Origin of the sequence: Janthinobacterium sp. FW305-129 (assembly GCF_020858115.1) — a bacterium.
Taxonomy (GTDB): Bacteria; Pseudomonadota; Gammaproteobacteria; order Burkholderiales; family Burkholderiaceae_D; genus Janthinobacterium.
Genome location: NZ_JACYMM010000006.1, coordinates 179,405 through 199,233 on the forward strand (window position 1 = coordinate 179,405; position 19,829 = coordinate 199,233).

The 19,829-nt window shown below is 64.7% G+C and carries 17 protein-coding genes; 14 read left to right on the forward strand and 3 right to left on the reverse strand.

The window, feature by feature from the left end; all coding sequences use genetic code 11:
* Nucleotides 1-46: 46 nt before the first annotated feature.
* The 3 genes from mmsB to chvE form a co-directional block, all read right to left on the reverse strand.
* Complete coding sequence (mmsB, locus tag IGS61_RS13945; protein WP_230540124.1) at nt 47-1,261, reverse strand: multiple monosaccharide ABC transporter permease; 1,215 nt, start codon at nt 1,259-1,261, stop codon at nt 47-49.
* A complete protein-coding gene (mmsA, locus tag IGS61_RS13950) occupies nt 1,251-2,792 on the reverse strand; it encodes a multiple monosaccharide ABC transporter ATP-binding protein (RefSeq protein ID WP_230540125.1) in 1,542 nt (513 codons plus the stop codon). Before mmsA ends, mmsB begins: the two co-directional genes overlap by 11 nt.
* 113 nt (nt 2,793-2,905) lie before the next feature.
* The gene (gene chvE, locus IGS61_RS13955; RefSeq protein ID WP_329958060.1) at nt 2,906-3,928 is read right to left on the reverse strand and encodes a multiple monosaccharide ABC transporter substrate-binding protein; all 1,023 of its coding nucleotides are present in this window, start codon (nt 3,926-3,928) and stop codon (nt 2,906-2,908) included.
* A gap of 429 nt (nt 3,929-4,357) precedes the next feature.
* Between chvE and IGS61_RS13960 the strand changes: the two genes are divergently transcribed.
* The 14 genes from IGS61_RS13960 to IGS61_RS14025 all read left to right on the forward strand — a co-directional run bounded on the left by IGS61_RS13960 (nt 4,358) and on the right by IGS61_RS14025 (nt 19,763).
* A complete protein-coding gene (locus IGS61_RS13960) occupies nt 4,358-5,518 on the forward strand; it encodes a fumarylacetoacetate hydrolase family protein (protein WP_230540127.1) in 1,161 nt (386 codons plus the stop codon).
* A gap of 27 nt (nt 5,519-5,545) precedes the next feature.
* On the forward strand, nt 5,546-6,313 hold the full coding sequence (locus IGS61_RS13965; protein ID WP_230540128.1) for an SDR family NAD(P)-dependent oxidoreductase: 768 nt from the start codon (nt 5,546-5,548) through the stop codon (nt 6,311-6,313).
* Nucleotides 6,310-8,097: an IlvD/Edd family dehydratase gene (locus tag IGS61_RS13970; RefSeq protein WP_230540129.1), complete on the forward strand. Its 1,788-nt coding sequence runs from the start codon at nt 6,310-6,312 to the stop codon at nt 8,095-8,097. Before IGS61_RS13965 ends, IGS61_RS13970 begins: the two co-directional genes overlap by 4 nt.
* A gap of 130 nt (nt 8,098-8,227) precedes the next feature.
* Nucleotides 8,228-9,202 carry a D-xylose ABC transporter substrate-binding protein gene (gene xylF, locus IGS61_RS13975; protein ID WP_099389834.1) on the forward strand — a complete coding sequence of 325 codons (975 nt, stop codon included), beginning with the start codon at nt 8,228-8,230 and terminating at the stop codon, nt 9,200-9,202.
* Between the two features lie 74 nt (nt 9,203-9,276).
* Nucleotides 9,277-10,860, forward strand: a complete 1,584-nt coding sequence (gene xylG / locus IGS61_RS13980) for a D-xylose ABC transporter ATP-binding protein (RefSeq protein ID WP_230540130.1) — start codon at nt 9,277-9,279, stop codon at nt 10,858-10,860.
* Nucleotides 10,857-11,999 (forward strand): sugar ABC transporter permease, encoded by a 1,143-nt coding sequence (locus IGS61_RS13985; protein ID WP_230540131.1) that lies wholly within the window; start codon nt 10,857-10,859, stop codon nt 11,997-11,999. The genes xylG and IGS61_RS13985 overlap by 4 nt, the downstream gene beginning before the upstream one ends.
* Before the next feature lie 67 nt (nt 12,000-12,066).
* Entirely contained in the window at nt 12,067-13,266 is a 1,200-nt protein-coding gene (locus tag IGS61_RS13990; protein ID WP_099408150.1) for a XylR family transcriptional regulator, read from the forward strand.
* Nucleotides 13,263-14,036, forward strand: coding sequence for an aldose epimerase family protein (locus IGS61_RS13995; protein ID WP_230540132.1), 774 nt, complete (start codon nt 13,263-13,265; stop codon nt 14,034-14,036). Before IGS61_RS13990 ends, IGS61_RS13995 begins: the two co-directional genes overlap by 4 nt.
* A gap of 84 nt (nt 14,037-14,120) precedes the next feature.
* The gene (locus tag IGS61_RS14000) at nt 14,121-15,134 is read left to right on the forward strand and encodes a 2-dehydro-3-deoxygalactonokinase (RefSeq protein ID WP_230540133.1); all 1,014 of its coding nucleotides are present in this window, start codon (nt 14,121-14,123) and stop codon (nt 15,132-15,134) included.
* Nucleotides 15,131-16,861: an L-arabinonate dehydratase gene (gene araD, locus IGS61_RS14005; protein ID WP_230540134.1), complete on the forward strand. Its 1,731-nt coding sequence runs from the start codon at nt 15,131-15,133 to the stop codon at nt 16,859-16,861. The genes IGS61_RS14000 and araD overlap by 4 nt, the downstream gene beginning before the upstream one ends.
* Nucleotides 16,862-16,871: 10 nt before the next feature.
* Nucleotides 16,872-17,768, forward strand: a complete 897-nt coding sequence (locus tag IGS61_RS14010) for an SMP-30/gluconolactonase/LRE family protein (RefSeq protein WP_442908068.1) — start codon at nt 16,872-16,874, stop codon at nt 17,766-17,768.
* Nucleotides 17,769-17,781: 13 nt separating this feature from the next.
* Nucleotides 17,782-18,435 (forward strand): bifunctional 2-keto-4-hydroxyglutarate aldolase/2-keto-3-deoxy-6-phosphogluconate aldolase, encoded by a 654-nt coding sequence (locus IGS61_RS14015; RefSeq protein ID WP_230540135.1) that lies wholly within the window; start codon nt 17,782-17,784, stop codon nt 18,433-18,435.
* 66 nt (nt 18,436-18,501) lie between these two features.
* A complete protein-coding gene (locus IGS61_RS14020; RefSeq protein ID WP_230540136.1) occupies nt 18,502-18,924 on the forward strand; it encodes a CoA-binding protein in 423 nt (140 codons plus the stop codon).
* Nucleotides 18,921-19,763 carry a PPK2 family polyphosphate kinase gene (locus IGS61_RS14025; RefSeq protein ID WP_230540137.1) on the forward strand — a complete coding sequence of 281 codons (843 nt, stop codon included), beginning with the start codon at nt 18,921-18,923 and terminating at the stop codon, nt 19,761-19,763. Before IGS61_RS14020 ends, IGS61_RS14025 begins: the two co-directional genes overlap by 4 nt.
* Nucleotides 19,764-19,829: the final 66 nt, after the last annotated feature.

Sequence of the window (19,829 nt, forward strand, 5' to 3'; positions counted from 1 at the left end):
CCGGCCAGAGCCCCCTAAGGCTCGAACCTGTGCTTCCTTGTTCTTCTCATTTATTTTTATTAATCACGTCGATGAAGACGGCTGCCAGCAGCACCAGGCCCTTGATCACCTGCTGGTAATCGATGCCGATGCCCATGATGGACATGCCGTTGTTCATCACGCCCATGATGAAGGCGCCGATGACGGCTCCCATCACCTTGCCCACGCCGCCCGAGGCCGAGGCGCCGCCGATGAAGCAGGCGGCGATCACGTCCAGCTCGAAGCCCGTGCCCGCCTTCGGCGTGGCCGTGTTCAGGCGCGCCGCGAAGATCAGGCCGGCCAGCGCGGCCAGCATGCCCATGTTGACGAAGGTGTAGAAGCTGACCCGTTCCGTCTTGATGCCGGACAGGCGCGCCGCCTTCTCGTTGCCGCCCACGGCGTACACGCGGCGGCCCAGCACGGTGCGGTTGGTGATGAAGGTGTAGGCGACGATGAGCAGCGACATCACGGCCAGCACGTTGGGGAAACCGCGGTACGACGCCAGCAGGTAGCTGAAATACACCATCACGGCAGCGAACACGCCGTTTTTCAACAGGAAGAACGCGCGCGGCTCGTTTTCCATGCCGTGTTTCAGTTGCTTGGCGCGGCTGCGCAGCGAGGTGACGATCAGTGCCACGGCGGCGATCACGCCCAGCAGCAGCGAGAAGCCGCGCAGGTTGTCGCCGCCGAACGGGTCGGGCAGGAAGCCGGAGCTGAGCATCTGGAAGCCTTCCGGGAAGGGGCCGACCGACTGGCCAGCCAGCAGCGCCAGGGTCAGGCCCTTGAAGACCAGCATACCGGCCAGGGTGACGATGAAGGACGGGATTTTAAAGAAGGCGACGAAATAGCCTTGCGCGCCGCCGATGACGGCACCGGCCAGCAGGCAGAGGATGCTGGCCGCGACAAAGTTCATCTCGTAGTTGACGATCAATACCGCCGCCAGCGCGCCGACGAAGCCGACCACCGAGCCGACCGACAAATCGATATGGCCGGCCACGATGACCATCAGCATGCCCAGCGCCATGATGACGATGTAGCTGTTTTGCAGCACCAGGTTCGTCAGGTTCAGCGGCTGCATCAGGGTGCCGTCCGTCATGTACTGGAAAAAGCCCATGATGACGATCAGCGAGAGCAGCATGCCGTAGTCGCGCATATTGTTTTTCAGGAAGCCGGCATAGCTTTTCGCTTGCGGCGCGGCCGCTGGCGCGCCTGCCGCCGCTCCCGCTGTCAGTTTATTGTCCATTGTTTTCTCCGTGTGTAACGATCGCGCGCATGATGCGTTCCTGCGATGCTTCTGCCGCGCTCAGTTCTGCCGCGAAGCGGCCTTCGTTCATGACATAGATCCGGTCGCACATGCCCAGCAATTCCGGCATTTCCGAGGAAATCATGATGATGCATTTGCCTTCGGCGGCCAGCTCGCTGATGATGCTGTAGATCTCGTACTTGGCGCCCACGTCGATGCCGCGGCTCGGTTCATCGAGGATCAGCACGTCGGGGCGCGAAAACAGCCATTTCGCCAGCACCACTTTCTGCTGGTTGCCGCCGGACAGGTTGACCACCTTCTGCGCCACGCTCGAGCAACGGGTCTTGAGCTTGCGGTGGAACTCCTCGGCCACGCTGAATTCACGCTGCTCGTCGATGACCATGTGCCGCGAAATCGCGTCCAGGTTGGCCAGGCTGGTGTTCTTCTGGATGTCTTCCTCGAGGATCAGGCCCAGGCCCTTGCGGTCTTCCGTGACGTACGCGAGGCCGTGGGCGATCGCCTTGCCGATGGTGCTGACGTCGATTTCCTGGCCATGCTTGAGCACCGTGCCGCTGATGCGCTGGCCGTAGGCGCGCCCGAAGAGGCTCATCGCCAGTTCCGTGCGCCCGGAGCCCATCAAGCCGGCGATGCCGATGATCTCGCCCTTTTTCGCGTGCATATTGATGCCCTTGATGACGGGGCGGTCGGCATGCTCGGGATGGAAGACGCGCCAGTCGCGCACTTCAAAAATGGTCTCGCCGATGGTGGGCGTGCGCGGCGGATAGCGGTCGGCCATCTCGCGACCGACCATCTTTTCGATGATGCGGTCTTCGCTGACGGGCTCCGTGCGGCAGTCGAAACTGTCGACCGTGTTCCCGTCGCGCAGCACCGTGATGGCGTCGGCGACCCGTGAAATTTCATTGAGCTTGTGCGAAATCAGGATCGAGGCGATGCCCTGGGCTTTCAGGCCCAGCAGCAGGTCGAGCAGGGCCGCGCTGTCGCTTTCGTTCAGGCTGGCCGTCGGCTCGTCGAGGATCAAGAGCTTGACGTCCTTGCACAGCGCCTTGGCGATTTCGATCAGCTGCTGCTTGCCCACGCCCAGATTGGTGATCAGGGTGTCGGGGGACTCTTTCAGCCCGACTTTCTGCAGCAGTTCGCGCGTCTTCGCTTGCGCGTATTCCCAGTCGATGACGCCCATGCGGGACGGTTCGTTGCCGAGGAATATATTCTCGGCGATCGACAGCTGGGGCACCAGCGCCAGTTCCTGGTGGATGATGATGATGCCGATTTCTTCGCTGTCCTTGATGCCGCGGAAGTGCCGCGTCTGGCCCAGGTAATCGATGTCGCCCGTATAGCTGCCATGGCCGTAGACGCCGCTCAGCACTTTCATCAGGGTCGATTTGCCGGCGCCGTTTTCGCCGACGATGGCGTGAATCTCGCCGCTGCGTACCCGCAGGTTGACATTGTCGAGCGCAACGACGCCCGGGAATGTTTTGCGTATCCCGCGCATTTCCAGGATAGTGTTCGTCATATAACCTCTCTGGCACGGCCGCGCTGGTGGGCAGCGGTCGTGCGGCAGTCTTGTTCTTGATCGTGCGTGAAGCGAAAGGCCCGGCAGTGCCGGGCCTTCAGTACCTTGGACGCTTATTTCACTTGCGCTTCCGTGTAGTAGCCGCTGCCGGTGACGAGCACCTGCTTCCAGTTCGCCTTGTCGACGGTGACTGGTTTGAGCAGGTAGGACGGCACGACCTTCACGCCGTTGTTATAGGTCTTGGTATCGTTGACGGTCGGCGTCTTGCCGCTCATCATGGCGTCGACCATGTTGGCCGTCACCTTGGCCAGTTCGCGGGTGTCCTTGAACACGGTCGATGCCTGTTCGCCGCGGATGATCGATTTCACCGACGGGATTTCCGCATCCTGGCCCGTGACGACGGGGAACGGTTGTTTCGGCGTGCCGTAGCCGACGCCCTTGAGCGAGGACAGGATGCCGATGCTCAAGCCGTCATACGGCGACAGCACCGCGTCGACGCGCGCATTGCCGTAGTAGGCGCTGAGCAGATTGTCCATGCGCGCCTGCGCCACAGCGCCGTCCCAGCGCAGGGTGGCGACCTTTTCCATGCCCATCTGCTTCGAGCGCACCACCAGCTTGCCGCTGTCGATGTACGGTTTCAGCACCGACAGCGCGCCGTTGTAGAAGAAGTGCGCATTGTTGTCGTCGGCCGAGCCGCCGAACAGTTCGATATTGAACGGGCCCTTGCCTTCCTTGAGTTTCAGCGCCGATTCGATATAGCCCGCTTGCAGCACGCCGACCTGGAAGTTGTCGAAGGTGGCGTAGTAATCGATGTTTTTCGTGCCGCGGATCAGGCGGTCATACGAAATGACCTTGATGCCCTTGTCGGCCGCCTTTTGCAGCACGTTCGACAAGGTGGTGCCGTCGATGGCGGCGATCACCAGCACCTTGGCGCCCTTGGTGATCATGTTTTCCACCTGCGCCAGCTGGTTCGGGATGTCGTCGTCGGCAAACTGCAAGTCCGTCTTGTAGCCGCGCTCCTTGAATACCTTGACCATGTTGTCGCCGTCGGCGATCCAGCGCATGGACGATTTGGTCGGCATCGAGATGCCGATCGCGCCCTTGTCGGCGGCGCTTGCCACGGGCATTGCCGCCATGCCGGAGATGGCCAGCGCCAGGCTCGCGGTCAGCATTTTCATTGTTGTTTTCATTTCAGGTCTCCACCGTCTTCGATAGTTGAATGTGCCAGGGCCGTCGTCCAGCGGGCGGGCTCCGTGCGGATGGCCGATTGCAGGCCACGGCTGATACTAGTTTGTCCATCCATCCCTCACCAATCACTTTTTTCGCATTGGCGATATCCAAAACGGTATCGATAAGCCAATTGATGCAATGCGCCATTGCGCCCCTTTGCGCCTGCCGGCAGGGCGGGAACGGGGGCCGGGCGGCGGCTTTTTTTGGTGCGCTGCAATACCAATAATCATCATCCAATTTGGTGATTTTCGTAATTGCGGCGACACAGGGGGGCGCGCAGAATCGCTCCGAACTTGACCAATTGCCTTCTCATCACGACCCTTTGAAAGCTTGCCATGCAGCTGATTTCCCCCGCTTCCCTGTTGCCCGCCGACCTGGCGCAGGCGCTCCTCATCGGCCGCATCTGGCGTGACGGCCCCTGCGTCATCGCCGTGCGCGGCGGCGAGGTGGTCGACATCACGCAGACGATGGCGACGGTGGCCGGGCTGTTCGAGCGCAGCGATGCGCTCGATATCGCCCGCCATGCGCCCGGCATCGCGCTCGGCTCCGTGCAGGCGCTGCTGGCGCAGGCGCTGGCCGCGCCGGCTGGCGAGCCGTTCCTGCTGGCGCCGTGCGACCTGCAGGCCGTCAAGGCCTGCGGTGTGACTTTCGCCGTCAGCCTGCTGGAACGGGTGATCGAGGAACAGGCAGGCGGCGACGCGGCGCGCGCGGCGAGCCTGCGCGCCGCGCTGCAAACAACCCTCGGCAGCGACCTGTCCGCATTGAAACCGGGTTCGGACGCGGCGCAGCGCCTGAAACAGCAGCTGCAGCAGCGCGGCGCCTGGTCGCAATACATGGAAGTGGGCATCGGCCCCGATGCGGAAGTGTTTACCAAGGCACAGCCGATGTCGTCGGTGGGCTGCGGCGCGCAGGTGGGCTTGCTGCCATCGTCCGCCTGGAACAACCCCGAGCCGGAGATCGTCCTGGCCGTCAACAGCCGCGGCGAGGTGCTGGGGGCTTCCCTGGGCAACGACGTCAACCTGCGCGACATCGAAGGGCGCAGCGCCCTCTTGCTGGGCAAGGCCAAGGATAACAACGGCTCCTGCGCCATCGGTCCCTTCATTCGCCTGTTCGACGAACATTTCACGCTAGACACCGTGCGCCAGGCGGAAGTGTCGCTGCTGATCGAAGGCGCGGACGACGGCTTTGTGCTCGAAGGTGCCAGCTTCATGCGCGAAATCAGCCGCGACCCGCTCGACCTGGTGCGCCAGACGGCGGGCCAGTACCACCAGTATCCGGACGGCTTCATGCTGTTCCTGGGCACCATGTTCTCGCCCGTGAAGGACCGCGGCGCGCAGGGCGGCGGCTTCACGCACCACCTGGGCGACCGGGTCACCATCGCCAGCGCCGCGCTGGGCGCGCTGGTCAACGAAGTGCAGCGCTGCGACGCGATTGCCCCATGGACGTTTGGCGTGCGCGCGCTGTACCAGAACCTGGGCCAACGCGGCCTGCTTTGATCCGATTATTTTAAAAAGAGAGACACCATGCAGCATGCAACTTACCCCAGCCTGGCAGGCCAGCGCGTCGTCATCACGGGCGGCGGCACCGGCATCGGCGTGGCCATCGTCGAGGCGTTCGCGCGCCAGGGCGCCCACGTCACCTTTCTCGACATCGCCCGCGAGGCGTCGCTGGCGCTGCAGGAAACGCTGGCGCACCTGCCGCAGCCGCCCCTGTTCCGCTATTGCGACCTGACGGACCTGGCAGCCCTGGCCGCCACTTTCGCCGAGATTGAACACAGCACGGGCGCCACGGATATCCTCATCAACAACGCGGCCAATGACGACCGCCATCAGCTGCAGGACGTCACGCCCGCCTACTGGGACGAACGCATCGCCGTCAACCTGCGCCACCAGTATTTCTGCGCCCAGGCAGTGGCGCCGGCCATGCGCGCCAAGGGCAGCGGCGTGATCCTCAACCTGGGCTCGATTTCCTGGCACCTGGCGCAGGCGAACCTGTCGATCTACATGACGGCGAAGGCCGGCATCGAAGGGCTGACGCGCGGTCTGGCGCGCGACCTGGGTGCCGACGGCATCCGCGTCAACTGCATCATTCCCGGCGCCGTGCGCACGCCGCGCCAGGAGCGGCTGTGGCATACACCGGAAGCGGAAGCCGTGATCCTGCAGGGACAATGCCTGCAGACGCGCGTGGAGCCGGAAGACGTGGCGGCGCTGGCGCTGTTCCTCGCGTCGGACAACGCGGCCAAGTGCGCGGGGCGCGAATACTATGTCGACGCAGGCTGGTACGGCGCATGAGTACCCCAGGCAATCGCCAGGCGCGGCGCTTCCGCTCGCAGGACTGGTTCGACAATCCCGAGCACATCGACATGACGGCGCTGTACCTGGAGCGCTTCATGAACTACGGCATTACGGCCGAGGAGCTGCGTTCGGGCCGGCCCATCATCGGCATCGCGCAAAGCGGCAGCGATATCAGCCCCTGCAACCGCATCCACCTGGAACTGGCCCTGCGCGTGCGCGACGGCATCCGCGACGCGGGCGGCATCCCGATGGAATTTCCGCTGCACCCGATCTTCGAGAACTGCCGCCGTCCCACGGCCGCGCTGGACCGTAACCTCGCGTATCTGGGCCTGGTGGAGATTTTGCATGGCTACCCGATCGACGCCGTGGTGCTGACGACGGGCTGCGACAAGACCACGCCGGCGCAATTGATGGCCGCGGCCACGGTGGACATTCCCGCCATCGTGCTGTCGGGCGGCCCTATGCTCGACGGCTGGATGGACGGCGAACTGGTCGGTTCCGGCGCCGCCATCTGGAAGGGCCGCCGCCAGCTGTCCGCCGGCTTGATCGACAATGACAAATTCTTGCAGATCGCCGCCGCCTCGGCGCCGTCGGCCGGCCACTGCAACACCATGGGCACGGCATCGACCATGAATGCGCTGGCCGAGGCGCTGGGCATGTCCCTGACGGGCTGCTCGGCCATCCCCGCGCCGTACCGCGAACGGGGCCAGATCGCCTATGCAACGGGGCGCCGCATCGTCGGCATGGCGCGTGACGACGTGCGCCCGTCGAGCATCCTCACGCGCGAGGCCTTCCTGGACGCCATCATCGTCAACGCGGCCATCGGCGGCTCCACCAACGCCCAGCCGCACCTGATGGCCATGGCGCGCCATGCGGGCGTGGCATTGCACTCGAGCGACTGGATGGCGCACGGCTACGACGTGCCGCTGCTGTTGAACATGCAGCCGGCCGGGAAGTATCTGGGCGAGCGCTTCCACCGCGCCGGCGGCGTGCCGGCCGTGATGTGGGAGCTGCAGCAGGCGGGCCTGCTGCACGCGGATCGGTTGACGGTCACGGGCCAGAGCATGGCGGCCAACTTGCAAGGCCGCGAAAGCGCGGACCGCGAGATGATCCGCCCGTTTGCCGCACCGCTGAAGGAAAAGGCCGGTTTCATGGCCTTGCAGGGCAACCTGTTCGACTTTGCCATCATGAAGACCAGCGTGATCTCGCCCGCTTTCCGCGAGCGCTACCTGTCGCGCCCTGGCAGCGAGGGCGTGTTCGAGGCGCGCGCCATCGTCTTTGACGGTTCAAGCGACTATCACGCGCGCATCAACGACCCGGCGCTCAATATCGACGACAGCTGCATGCTGGTCATGCGCGGCGCCGGTCCCGTGGGCTGGCCCGGTTCGGCCGAGGTGGTCAACATGCAGCCGCCCGACGCCTTGCTGAAGGCCGGCATTTTGAACCTGCCGACCCTGGGCGACGGGCGCCAGTCGGGCACCTCGGACAGCCCCTCGATCCTGAACGCGTCGCCGGAAAGCGCCGTGGGCGGCGGCCTGGCGCTGCTGCGCACGGGCGACATCATCCGCGTGGACCTGAACGGGGGGCAGTGCGACATGCTGGTCGATGCACAGGAACTGGCGCGCCGCGCCCGGGAACTGCCGCCGCCCGTCAACGACAGCGCCACGCCGTGGCAGGAGCTCTACCGCGCCAGCGTTGGCCAGCTGGAAACGGGCGCCTGCATGGAGCTGGCCCTGAAATACCGCGCCGTGGGCCAGACCCTGCCGCGTCACAACCATTAGCAGCACGTAGGTCGGGTTAGCGCTTCGCACGTAACCCGACGTGATTGTAGAAGTACCCCGCAGTTAAAAAATGTAGTTAAAAAATCCAACAAGGAGACACACAATGAACAAGATCATCAGTGCAGCCATCATGACCGCCATGCTGGCTTTGAGCAGCAGCGCCGCCCTGGCCGATGCGAAAAACCCGAAAATCGGCTTTTCCATCGACGATTTGCGCGTCGAGCGCTGGACGCGCGACCGCGACTTCTTCATCGCCGCCGCCGAGAAGCAGGGCGCCAAGGTCTTCGTGCAGTCGGCCGATGCCAGCGAACAGCGCCAGATTTCGCAGATCGAAAACCTGATTTCGCGCGGCGTGGACGTGCTGGTGATCGTGCCGTTCAACGCCACTGTCCTCAACAACACCGTCAAGGAAGCGAAAAAGGCCGGCATCAAGGTGCTGTCGTATGACCGCCTGATCCTGAACGCCGATATCGATGCGTATATCTCGTTCGACAACGAGAAAGTGGGCGAGATGCAGGCCGAAGGCGTGACCAAGCTGCAGCCGAAAGGCAATTACTATTTGCTGGGCGGTTCGCCGACCGACAACAACGCCAAGATGCTGCGCGAAGGCCAGATGAAGGTGCTCAAACCGTTCATCGACAAGGGCGACATCAAGATCGTCGGCCAGCAGTGGGTGAAGGACTGGAGCGCCACCGAAGCGCTGTCCATCGTGGAAAACGCGCTGACGGCCAACGGCAACAAGATCGACGCCATCGTCGCCTCGAACGACGGCACGGCCGGCGGCGCCATCCAGGCCCTGGCCGCGCAAAAACTGGCCGGCAAGGTGCCGGTTTCGGGCCAGGACGCCGACCTGGCGGCGGTCAAACGCGTCATCGCCGGCACGCAATCGATGACCGTCTATAAACCCCTGAAAACCATCGCTTCGGAGGCGGCCAAGCTGGCCGTGCAACTGGCGCGCAACGAAAAGCCGGCCTACAACTCCAGCTATGACAACGGCCTGAAAAAAGTCAGCACGGTGCTGCTCAAACCCACGCCCTTGACCAAGGCGAATGTGAACATTCTCGTCGATGACGGTTTCTATACCAAGGCGCAGCTGGGTAATTAAGTGGTGGTGTCGGGTTACGCGCTGCGCGCTAACCCGACCTACGCCTCCTTCCTGGTCAATAAATGTGAGCTCAGATGTCTGAATTTTTGCTTGAAATGAAAGGCATCGTCAAACAGTTTGGCGGTGTCCGCGCGCTTGACGGCATCGACCTGCAGGTGCGGGCCGGCGAGTGCATCGGCCTGTGCGGCGAGAATGGCGCCGGCAAGTCGACCCTGATGAAGGTGCTGTCCGGCGTGTACCCGCACGGCACCTGGGATGGCGAGATCCTGTGGGATGGCCAGCCCCTGCGCGCGCAATCGATCCGCGACACGGAAGACGCGGGCATCATCATCATCCACCAGGAACTGATGCTGGTGCCGCAGCTGTCCGTGGCCGAGAATATCTTCATGGGCCGCGAGATCACCCTGCCCGGCGGGCGCATGTATTACGCGGCCATGTACAAGCGCGCCGACGAGCTGCTGCGCGAATTGAAGATACCCGAACTGAACGTGGCGCAGCCCGTGATGCATTACGGCGGCGGTCACCAGCAGCTGGTGGAAATCGCCAAGGCACTCAACAAGAATGCGCGATTGCTGATACTCGACGAGCCGTCGTCGTCGCTGACGGCCTCGGAAATCGCCGTGCTGCTCGATATCCTGCGCGCGCTGAAGGCCAAGGGCGTCACGTGCATCTATATTTCGCACAAGCTCGATGAGGTGGCGGCCATCTGCGACACCATCGTCGTCATCCGCGACGGCAAGCATATCGCCACCACGCCGATGGCGCAGATGAACGTCGAGCGCATCATCGCGCAGATGGTAGGCCGCGAAATGAGCCAGCTGTATCCGCAGCGCGCAGTGGGGAACAATGCGCCTGCGGCCATCGGCGAAGTGCTGTTCGAGGCGCGCCACGTGAGCTGTATCGATGCCGACAACCCGCAGCGCAAGCGGGTCGACGATGTGTCGTTCACCCTGCGCAAGGGCGAGATCCTCGGCATCGCCGGCCTGGTGGGGGCGGGGCGCACGGAGCTCGTCTCGGCCCTGTTCGGCGCCTACCAGGGGCCGTGCCAGGCCGAAGTGTGGCTCGATGGCCGCCGCATCGACACTTCGTCGCCGCAAAAGGCCATCGCCATGGGCCTGGCCATGGTGCCGGAAGACCGCAAGCATCACGGCATCGTGCCCGACCTCGACGTGGGGCAGAACATCACCCTGGCCGTGCTGGAGGAATTCGCACGCGCCACACGCATCGATGGCGAGGCGGAATTGACGGCCGTGCGCGGCGAGATCGCGCAGCTGGAACTGAAGGCGGCCAGCCCGTCGCTGCCCATTACGAGCCTGTCGGGCGGCAACCAGCAAAAGGCCGTGCTGGCCAAGATGCTGCTGACGCGCCCGCGCGTGCTGATCCTCGACGAACCCACGCGCGGCGTGGACGTGGGCGCCAAATATGAAATCTACAAACTGATGCTGGCGCTGGCCGACCGGGGCGTGGCCATCATCATGGTCTCGTCGGAACTGGCCGAAGTGCTGGGCGTGTCCGACCGCGTGCTGGTGATGGGCGAAGGCCGCCTGCGCGGCGACTTTATCAACGATGGCCTGAGCCAGGAAACCGTGCTGGCGGCGGCGCTGGACCAGCGCCCGGCGCCCGCCGTCAACACCGCAAACAAGGAACCCGCAGCATGAAACCGCACAGTATCAAACAGCTGTTCACCCAATACAAGATGCTGGCCCTGCTGATCGCCGTGGCGCTGATCTGGGCCTTTTTTTCGTGGAAAACGCAGGGCAGTTTCCTCACGCCGCGCAACCTGTCGAATTTGCTGCGCCAGATGTCCGTCACCGGCATCCTCGCCTGCGGCATGGTGCTGGTGATTATCGCCGGAGAGATCGACCTGTCGATCGGCTCCCTGCTGGGGCTACTCGGCGGCATCGCCGCCGTGCTGGACGTCACGCAGCACTGGCCGCTGGCGCTGAACCTGATGGCGGTGCTGGGCTGCGGCCTGGTGATTGGCCTCTTGAATGGCTACCTGACGGCGTACCGGGGCATCCCGTCCTTCATCGTCGGCCTGGGCGGCATGCTGGCGTACCGCGGCATCCTGCTGGGCATCACGGGCGGCATCACGATCGCCCCCGTCTCCGAGCCGATGGTCTACCTGGGACAGGGTTACCTGCCCGCCGTGCCGGGCATCGTGCTGGGCATCGGCCTGTTCCTGCTGGCCGCCTTTCTGACGTGGCGCGCGCGCGCCAGCCGCGCCCAGCATGGCTTGCCGCAGACGGCGCCCTGGGCCGACGGCTTGCGCCTGGCCGTCATCGGCGCCGTGCTGTATGCCTTCGTGCGGACCCTGAATGGCTATGAAGGCATTCCGCTGCCTGTGCTGCTGCTGCTGGCCTTGCTGGGGCTGTTCAGCTACATCACCAGCCAGACCGTGTTCGGCCGCCGCATCTACGCCGTGGGCAGCAATATGGAAGCGACGCGCCTGTCCGGCATCAACGTCAAGGCCGTCAAGCTGTGGATCTTCGGCATCATGGGCCTGATGTGCGCGCTGGCGGGGCTGATTAACACGGGCCGCCTGGCGGCCGGTTCGCCGTCGGCCGGCACCTTCAGCGAACTCGATGCGATTGCCGCCTGCTTCATCGGCGGCACCTCGATGCGCGGCGGTTCGGGCACCGTGTACGGCGCCCTGATCGGCGCGCTGGTGATGGCCAGCCTCGATAACGGCATGTCCATGCTGGACGTGGACACCTACTGGCAGATGATCGTGAAAGGCAGTATTCTCACCCTCGCCGTCTGGGTCGATGTCAGTACAAGGGCGGGACGCCGGTAAGACCGATGCGTGACCGGCAGCCAGGGACGAAAATACGTCCCGGCCGCCACATGGAGGAGACACCAGCATGAAGTTACCGACCGCGCACCGGATCGCGCTGCTGTTTAACGGGAATAAAATCTACGACCGCGACATCATCGCGGGCATCGCCGCCTACCTGAACACCACGCGCGTGTCGTGGGACCTGTTCCTGGAAGAGGATTTTCGCTGCCGCCTGCCCGGTATCGAGCGCTGGCAGGGCGACGGCATCATCGCCGATTTCGACGATCCCGCCGTCTGCGCGGCGCTGGCGCACAGCCGCTTGCCCGTGGTGGCTGTGGGCGGCTCGTATGCGCGCGAGGACGATTACCCGGCCGGCATCCCGTACGTGGCGACCGACAATTTCAAGATCGTCAAGCTGGCCTATGAACACCTGGTGGAAGCGGGACTGAGCCGCTTTGCCTGTTTCAGCCTGCCCGAGGCCGATGTCAACCGCTGGGCCCAAGAGCGCGAAACAGCGTTTTGCGCCCTGATGGAGCGCGACCACATGCGCGCCGACGTGTACCGGGGCGTGGCCACCAGCGCGCCGTCTTGGGACGAGGCGGTGGAGCAGCAGATCGCCTGGCTCAACAGCCTGGAAAAACCCGTCGGCATCATCGCCGTGAGCGACGCGCGCGCGCGCCAGCTGCTGCAAGCCTGCATGCACGCGGGCATCGCCGTGCCGGAGCAAGTGGCCCTGATCGGCATCGACAATGATCCGCTGGCGCGCATGCTCACGCGCATTCCCTTGAGTTCCGTGATCCAGGGCACGGAGGAAATGGGCCGCACGGCGGCGCATTTGCTGCACCAGATGCTGAACGGCGCGCGCCTGTCCGGCACGCGTATCCTCGTGCCGCCGGCCGGCCTGAACGTGCTCGCCTCCACGCGCCACCAGCCTTTCCAGCATCCGCAGGTGATGCAGGCGCGCCACTTCATCCGCCAGTACGCCTGCCAGGGCATCAAGACGGAGCAGGTGGCCGATTACGTCGGCGTGTCGCGTTCCTCGCTCGAAGCGCACTTCCGCCATGAGCTGGGGCGCAGCGTGCACGACGAGATCCTGCATTTCAAGCTCGATGCGGCCAAGACCCTGCTGGCGCGCGGGCCGGGGCAGGTGGCTGAGGTGGCCGTGCGTTGCGGCTTTACCACGGTGCAGTACATGCACGCCGTCTTCAAGCGCGAACTCGGCTGCACGCCGCGCGAATTCCAGCAGCGCAGCCGGCCGCCGCCAGCGCCCGGGCAGGCGCCATGATGCATCTGCTGCGCAATGCGCGCGGCATGCGCGTGGCCATCGACGCGCACGATGCCAGCGTGCGGGCCTGGTGGGCGCCCGACCGTTATGGCCGCGTGGCCGACGTGCTGAGCGCCGCGCCCCCTGCGGCGCAGTCGTCTGCGGGCTGGCGGTGCGACCCGCCGGACGATGGCCACTTGCGGCTGCATCTGATGCAAGACGGCCTGTCGGTGCGTCTGGCCTACCGGTTTGATGACGATGGCAGCCTGCAGCTCGATTGCGCCGCCACGGCCGATACGGTTTCCCATTTCTCTCTTGCCGCGCCCCGCTTCAATCTGCAGGGACGCCATGCCAGCGTGGGTGATCACGTGCTGTGCCTGGCCGCCGACCGTTACCGGCCTTGGCCCGGCGGCTGCGCGGGCGACGCTGCGCTCGACGTGGCGGGCAGCGCGTTTGACTTCCGCCAGCCGGCGCCGCTCGCGTCGCGCCTGGCCTGGCCCGCGCTGGTGCACTTGCCGGGATTCCGGCATGACTTTTACTGGACGGGCAGCGGCCAGCTGCGCGAAGCGGCGCGGGTTGCGGACCCCGCGTCCGGCCGGGTCCTGCGTTTTTCCAGCACCCAGGACAGCTGCCATCTGTATTCCGATGCGCGCTGTTTTTCCCTGCTGGCGCAGGGCGTGGAAGTGCAGCCGGGACAGGTGAGGCGCTTCAAGCTCGCCTACCGTTTGGGCGTGCAGGATATCGATGCGTTTGACATATCCGAACCGGTATCAATGATGTCAAATAAGTGATTGGTCAGATATGCGGGGCAGTTCTACCATGGGGTAGTTTTTCCCTCATTTATTTTTGTCCTGACCGACGCTGCGAACCTGCCCATGAACATACTCACCATCGATGCCGGTACCACCAATACGCGTACTTTGCTGTGGCGCGGCGGCGCCGTCGTCGCCCAGGCGCAGCTGGAAACGGGCGTGCGCAATACCGCCATCGATGGCCATAACGGCGCGCTGAAACAGGCGCTGCGCGACACCATCGCCAGCGTGCTGGCCAGCGCCGGCATCGCGCCGTCCGCCGTGGACCTGGCGCTCGCTTCGGGCATGATCAGTTCGCCCATGGGGGTGCAGGAAGTGCCGCATTTGCCGGCGCCCGCCGGCCTGGCCCAGCTGGCGCAAGGCATGCAGGCGGTGGACTTGCCCGACGTGCTGGCGCAGCCCCTGTGGCTGATTCCCGGCGTGCGCAACCAGCATGGCGCCGTCGGCTTGCATAACGTCGAGGCGATGGACATGATGCGCGGCGAAGAGACGGAAGTCGTCGCGCTGCTCGAGCGCCTGCAGTTGCGGGGCGCGGCGACCCTGATCATGCCCGGTTCGCATACCAAACTGATCAGCGTGGACGAGCAGCGCCGCATCCTCGGCTGCAGCACCACCATCGCGGGCGAGCTGCTGCAGGCGATCACGCAGCACACCCTGATCAAGCAATCGGTCGATGGCGGTTTTGCCCATACCCTGGTGCCGAAAATGCTGCTGGCCGGCGCGGCCGCGGCGCAAAAAACGGGGCTGGCGCGCGCCTGCTTCAGCGTGCGCACCCTGGGCCAGTTCAGCGCCGTCGAATGCAATGAGCGGGCCAATTTCCTGATGGGCGCGGTCCTCAGCGGCGACCTGCTGGCGCTGCGCAACAGCACCGCCATCCAGATGCGGCCCGATACGCCGCTCGTCATTACCGGCAAACCCATGCTGCGCCAGGCGCTCGGGCTGCTGATCGAGGAACACGGATTTTTTTATGGCAAGCGCATCATCGTCGACGACCAGCAGCAAGACCATCTGGCCGGTCACGGTGCGCTGCTGATCGCCGCCGCGCGCGGCTTGATTTCCCCGCAGGAGACAGTATGAGCAGCAACAAGAACAAGCGTCCCTTGCGTTCGCAAGCGTGGTTTGGCGGCGACGACAAGGACAGTTTCATTCACCGCAGCTGGATGAAGAACCAGGGTTATCCCGGCGACGCTTTCGATGGCCGCCCCGTCATCGGCATCTGCAATACCTGGTCCGAACTGACGCCGTGCAATGGCCATTTCCGCGACCTGGCCGAGATGGTCAAGCGCGGCGTGCTCGAAGCGGGCGGCTTTCCCGTCGAATTTCCTGTCATGTCGCTGGGCGAGACGAATCTGCGCCCGACGGCCATGCTGTTCCGTAACCTGGCCAGCATGGATGTCGAGGAATCGATCCGCGCCAACCCCATCGACGGCGTGGTGCTGCTGACGGGCTGCGACAAGACCACCCCGGCCCTGCTGATGGGCGCGGCCAGCGTGGACTTGCCCACCATCGTGCTGTCGGGCGGCCCCATGTTGAACGGGAATTACCGGGGCAAGCCGATCGGCTCGGGCACGGACGTGTGGAAGTTTTCCGAAGACGTGCGCGCCGGGCGCATGACCTCAAACGAATTCAAGCAGGCCGAATCGTGCATGTCGCGTTCCGCCGGCCACTGCATGACCATGGGCACGGCTTCCACCATGGCCAGCATGGTCGAGGCGCTGGGCGTGACCCTGCCCGGCAACGCGGCCATTCCCGCCGTCGATGCGCGCCGCAAGCTGCAGGCGCAGCTGACGGGCCGGCGCATCGTCGACATGGTGCATGAAGACCTGAAACTGTCGCAGATCCTCACGCGCGAAGCGTTTGAAAACGCCATCATGGTCAACGGGGCCATCGGCGGCTCGACCAATGCCGTGATCCATCTGCTGGCCATTGCCGGGCGCATCGGCGTGGACATGCGCCTGGGCGACTGGGACCGCCTGGGCCGCGACATTCCCTGCCTGCTGAACCTGATGCCGTCGGGCCAGTACCTGATGGAAGACTTTTACTATGCGGGCGGCCTGCCCGTGATCATCCGCGACCTGCTGGGCAAATTGCATGGCGGGGCGCTCACCGTCACGGGCGCCAGCATGGCCGTCAACGTGGCCGAGGCGGAAAATTTCAATCCCGAGGTGATCACGCCGCTGGCGCAGCCATTCAAGGACGAGGGCGGCATCGCCATCCTGCAGGGCAACCTGGCCCCGCGCGGCGCCGTCATTAAGCCTTCCGCCGCCTCGCCCGAGCTGATGCAGCACCGTGGCCGCGCCGTCGTCTTCAACAGCATCGAGCACTATAAAAAGCGCGTCGACGATCCCGCGCTCGATATCGATGCCAGCTGCGTGATGGTGCTGCAAAATTGCGGCCCGCAGGGCTATCCGGGCATGGCCGAAGTGGGCAATATGGGATTGCCGAAAAAACTGCTGGAGCAGGGCGTGCGCGACATGGTGCGCATCTCGGACGCGCGTATGAGCGGCACGGCCTATGGCACGGTGGTGCTGCACGTGGCGCCGGAAGCGGCCGTGGGCGGGCCGCTGGCGCTGGTGCGCGACGGTGACATGATAGAACTGGACGTGGCGGGACGCCGCTTGCACCTTGACGTCGACGAGGACGAATTGGCGCGCCGGCGCGCAGAGTGGCGCGCTCCCGAGCCGGCCATGCGCGGCGGTTACCAGTCCATGTACATCAAGCACGTGACGCAAGCCGACGAAGGTGCGGACCTGGATTTCCTCGTCGGCTGCCGGGGTTCGGCCGTGCCGCGCGAATCACACTAAAAAGGAAAAAATGATGGGGACACAGGCCCAATTGCTGGTCGATGCGCAGAATTTCCTGGGCGAGGGCGTGCGCTGGTGCGAACGCAGCGGCCGCGTTTTCTGGACAAATATCGAAGGCTGCCAGCTGCATGCGCTGGTGCTGGCGACGGGCGAACGCCAGCGCTGGGACATGCCCGAGCGCCTGGCGTGCTTCGCGCTGACGGACAGCGACGACGTGCTGCTGCTGGGCCTCGCTTCGCGCCTGGCGTGGTTTGACGCGCGCAGCGGGGCCGTCACGCTCTTGCACACGGTGGAGGGGGACTTGCCCATGACGCGCCTGAACGATGGCCGCTGCGACCGCCAGGGACGCTTTGTCTTCGGTACGCTCGATGAGCGCCCGTGCCGCGATGCGATCGCCGGTTTCTATCGCCTCAACCTGGACTTGAGCCTGGAGCGCTTGCCGCTGCCGTCCATCGCCATCTCGAACAGCATCTGCTTCAGCGTCGATGGCACGGCCATGTATTTCTGCGACTCGATGAAGAAGGCGATCTACCGCTGGGACGACTACCTGGGGGGCGACGCCAGCCGGGTGCGCGTGTTTGCTGTGCTTGATCCGGGGCCGGGCGCCGCCGATGGCGCCACCATCGATGCGCATGACCACTTGTGGAGCGCGCAGTGGGGGGCGGGCAGAGTATTGCGCTTCGCGCCGGACGGCAGCGTCGAGCGGGCGATCGCCTTGCCCGTCTCGCAGCCCAGCTGCGTGAGCCTGGGCGGCCCGCACTACGACGAATTGTTCGTCACGACGGCTCAGGAAAGCTTGAGCCCGGCCCAGTTGGCGGGCGAACCGCTGGCTGGCGGATTGTTTCATGCGCGTCAGGTGGATGTGCGCGGTTTGCCGGAAGTGCGCTTTGGCGCCCTGCCGGCCTGACAGGAGAGAGCAGATGCAGAAGCACATGGTTTTCGATGGCATTCTGGAGCGGGGCATGGTCGGCATCGTGCGCGCCAATTCGGCGCAGGCGGCCGTGCAGATCGCCGAGGCGTGCATCGCCGGCGGCATCACGGCGCTGGAAGTGGCGTTCACCACGCCCGATACCCTGGGCGTGCTGCGCACCCTGCGCGAACGCCATGGCCATGACGTGCTGCTGGGTGCGGGCACGGTGCTCGATACGGAGACGGCGCGCGCCGCCATCCTGGCTGGCGCCCAGTTCATCATCTCGCCCGGCGTGAACGTGGAGACCATCGCGCTGTGCCAGCGCTACCAGGTGCTGGCCATGCCCGGGGCGATGACGCCGACGGAGATCGTCACGGCCCTGCAGGCGGGCGCCGACATCGTCAAGGTCTTCCCCGCTGAGATGTTCGGCCCCGCCTACATCAAGGCGCTGCGCGCGCCCTTGCCGCAGGCGCCGCTGATGCCCACGGGCGGCGTGACGGTGGAGAACCTCGACGAATGGTTTGCCAGCGGCGCCGCGGCCGTGGGCATCGGCAGCAGCCTGAGTGGCCCGGGCGCCACGGGAGATTACGCGGCCGTGACGGCGCGTGCGCGCGCATTTGTGGCGAAGATGGCGCTGGTGCGGAGTTCTAGGTCTTCTGGATAGCTCCCTGCGCTGGATAATTCTGCTACGCTAGGCGGGCAATGTCGCACGCCTAACCACGCCCCGAATATGTCTAACATCGCCCGCATCCTGCAAGACAGCCGCATCATCGCCATCGTCGGCATGTCCGACAAGCCCGAACGCGCCAGCCACGAAGTGGCCGACTACCTGCTGCGGCATGGCTACCGCGTATTGCCCGTTAATCCGGCCCTCGCCGGGCGCGACGTGCTGGGACAGCGCGCCTACGCCACTCTGGCGGAAGCTGCGGCGGCCGTCGCGCCGGCGCGCATCGACATCGTTGATTGCTTCCGCAAGCCGGAAGACATTCTGCCCATCGTCGGGGAAGCAATTGCCGTCAAGGCCGGCTGCCTGTGGCTGCAGCTCGATATTATCAACGAACAGGCGGCGCAACTGGCGCGGGCGGCTGGGCTGGAGGTGGTGATGGACCGCTGCACAAAAATCGAGCACCGCAAGCTGGCGGTGGCGGCATGAAGGCGCGCACGCAGTTTCGCGCCGGCCAGGGCTTTGACCTGAACGAGGAATTCGCCGGCAAGCGCCTGCTGGGCGCCGCCACCAAGGCGGCGAACAAGAAGCTGACGGCGGCCCAGTGCAAGGCTCTGGACCGCGAGGAAACCGTGGCGCTGACGGCGCAGATCGCCGAGTGCCAGAGCATGCTGTACGCGCAGCGCAAGAAAAAAGTGCTGCTGGTCCTGCAGGGCATGGATACCTCGGGCAAGGATGGCACGGTCAAGGCCATCTTCAGCAATATCAATCCGATGGGCATCCGCGCCGTGGCCTTCAAGGGCCCCACCGATATCGAACTGGCGCACGACTACCTGTGGCGCGTGCACCAGCACGTGCCGGTGAAGGGCGAGATCGCCATCTTCAACCGCAGCCATTACGAGGATGTGCTGATCACGCGCGTGCAGGACATGATCGACAAGGCCGAATGCCAGCGCCGCTACGCGCAGATCCGCGATTTCGAGCGCATGCTGAGCGAAACGGGCACCGTCATCCTGAAAGTCTTCCTGCATATCTCGAAGGACGAGCAACGGGGACGGTTGCAGGAGCGGCTCGACGATCCCGACCGCCAGTGGAAGTTCGATCCCAACGATATCGCCCAGCGCAAGAAGTGGGATGGCTACCAGCGCGCCTATGAAACGGCGATCCGCGAGACGGATGCCGATCATGCGCCGTGGTACGTGGTGCCGTCCAATTCCAAGACGCAGCGCAACCTGGTGGTGGCCTCGCTGCTGCTGGAAACCTTGCAGGGCATGAAGCTGGAATACCCGGCGCCGGACCCGAAACTGTCGTCTTTCAAGGTCGAGTAGAGGTCAGGGCAGTTCAGCGCTGCGCCTGCGGAATCGGCCGCGCTGTGGCATAGTATCCCTCGTCGA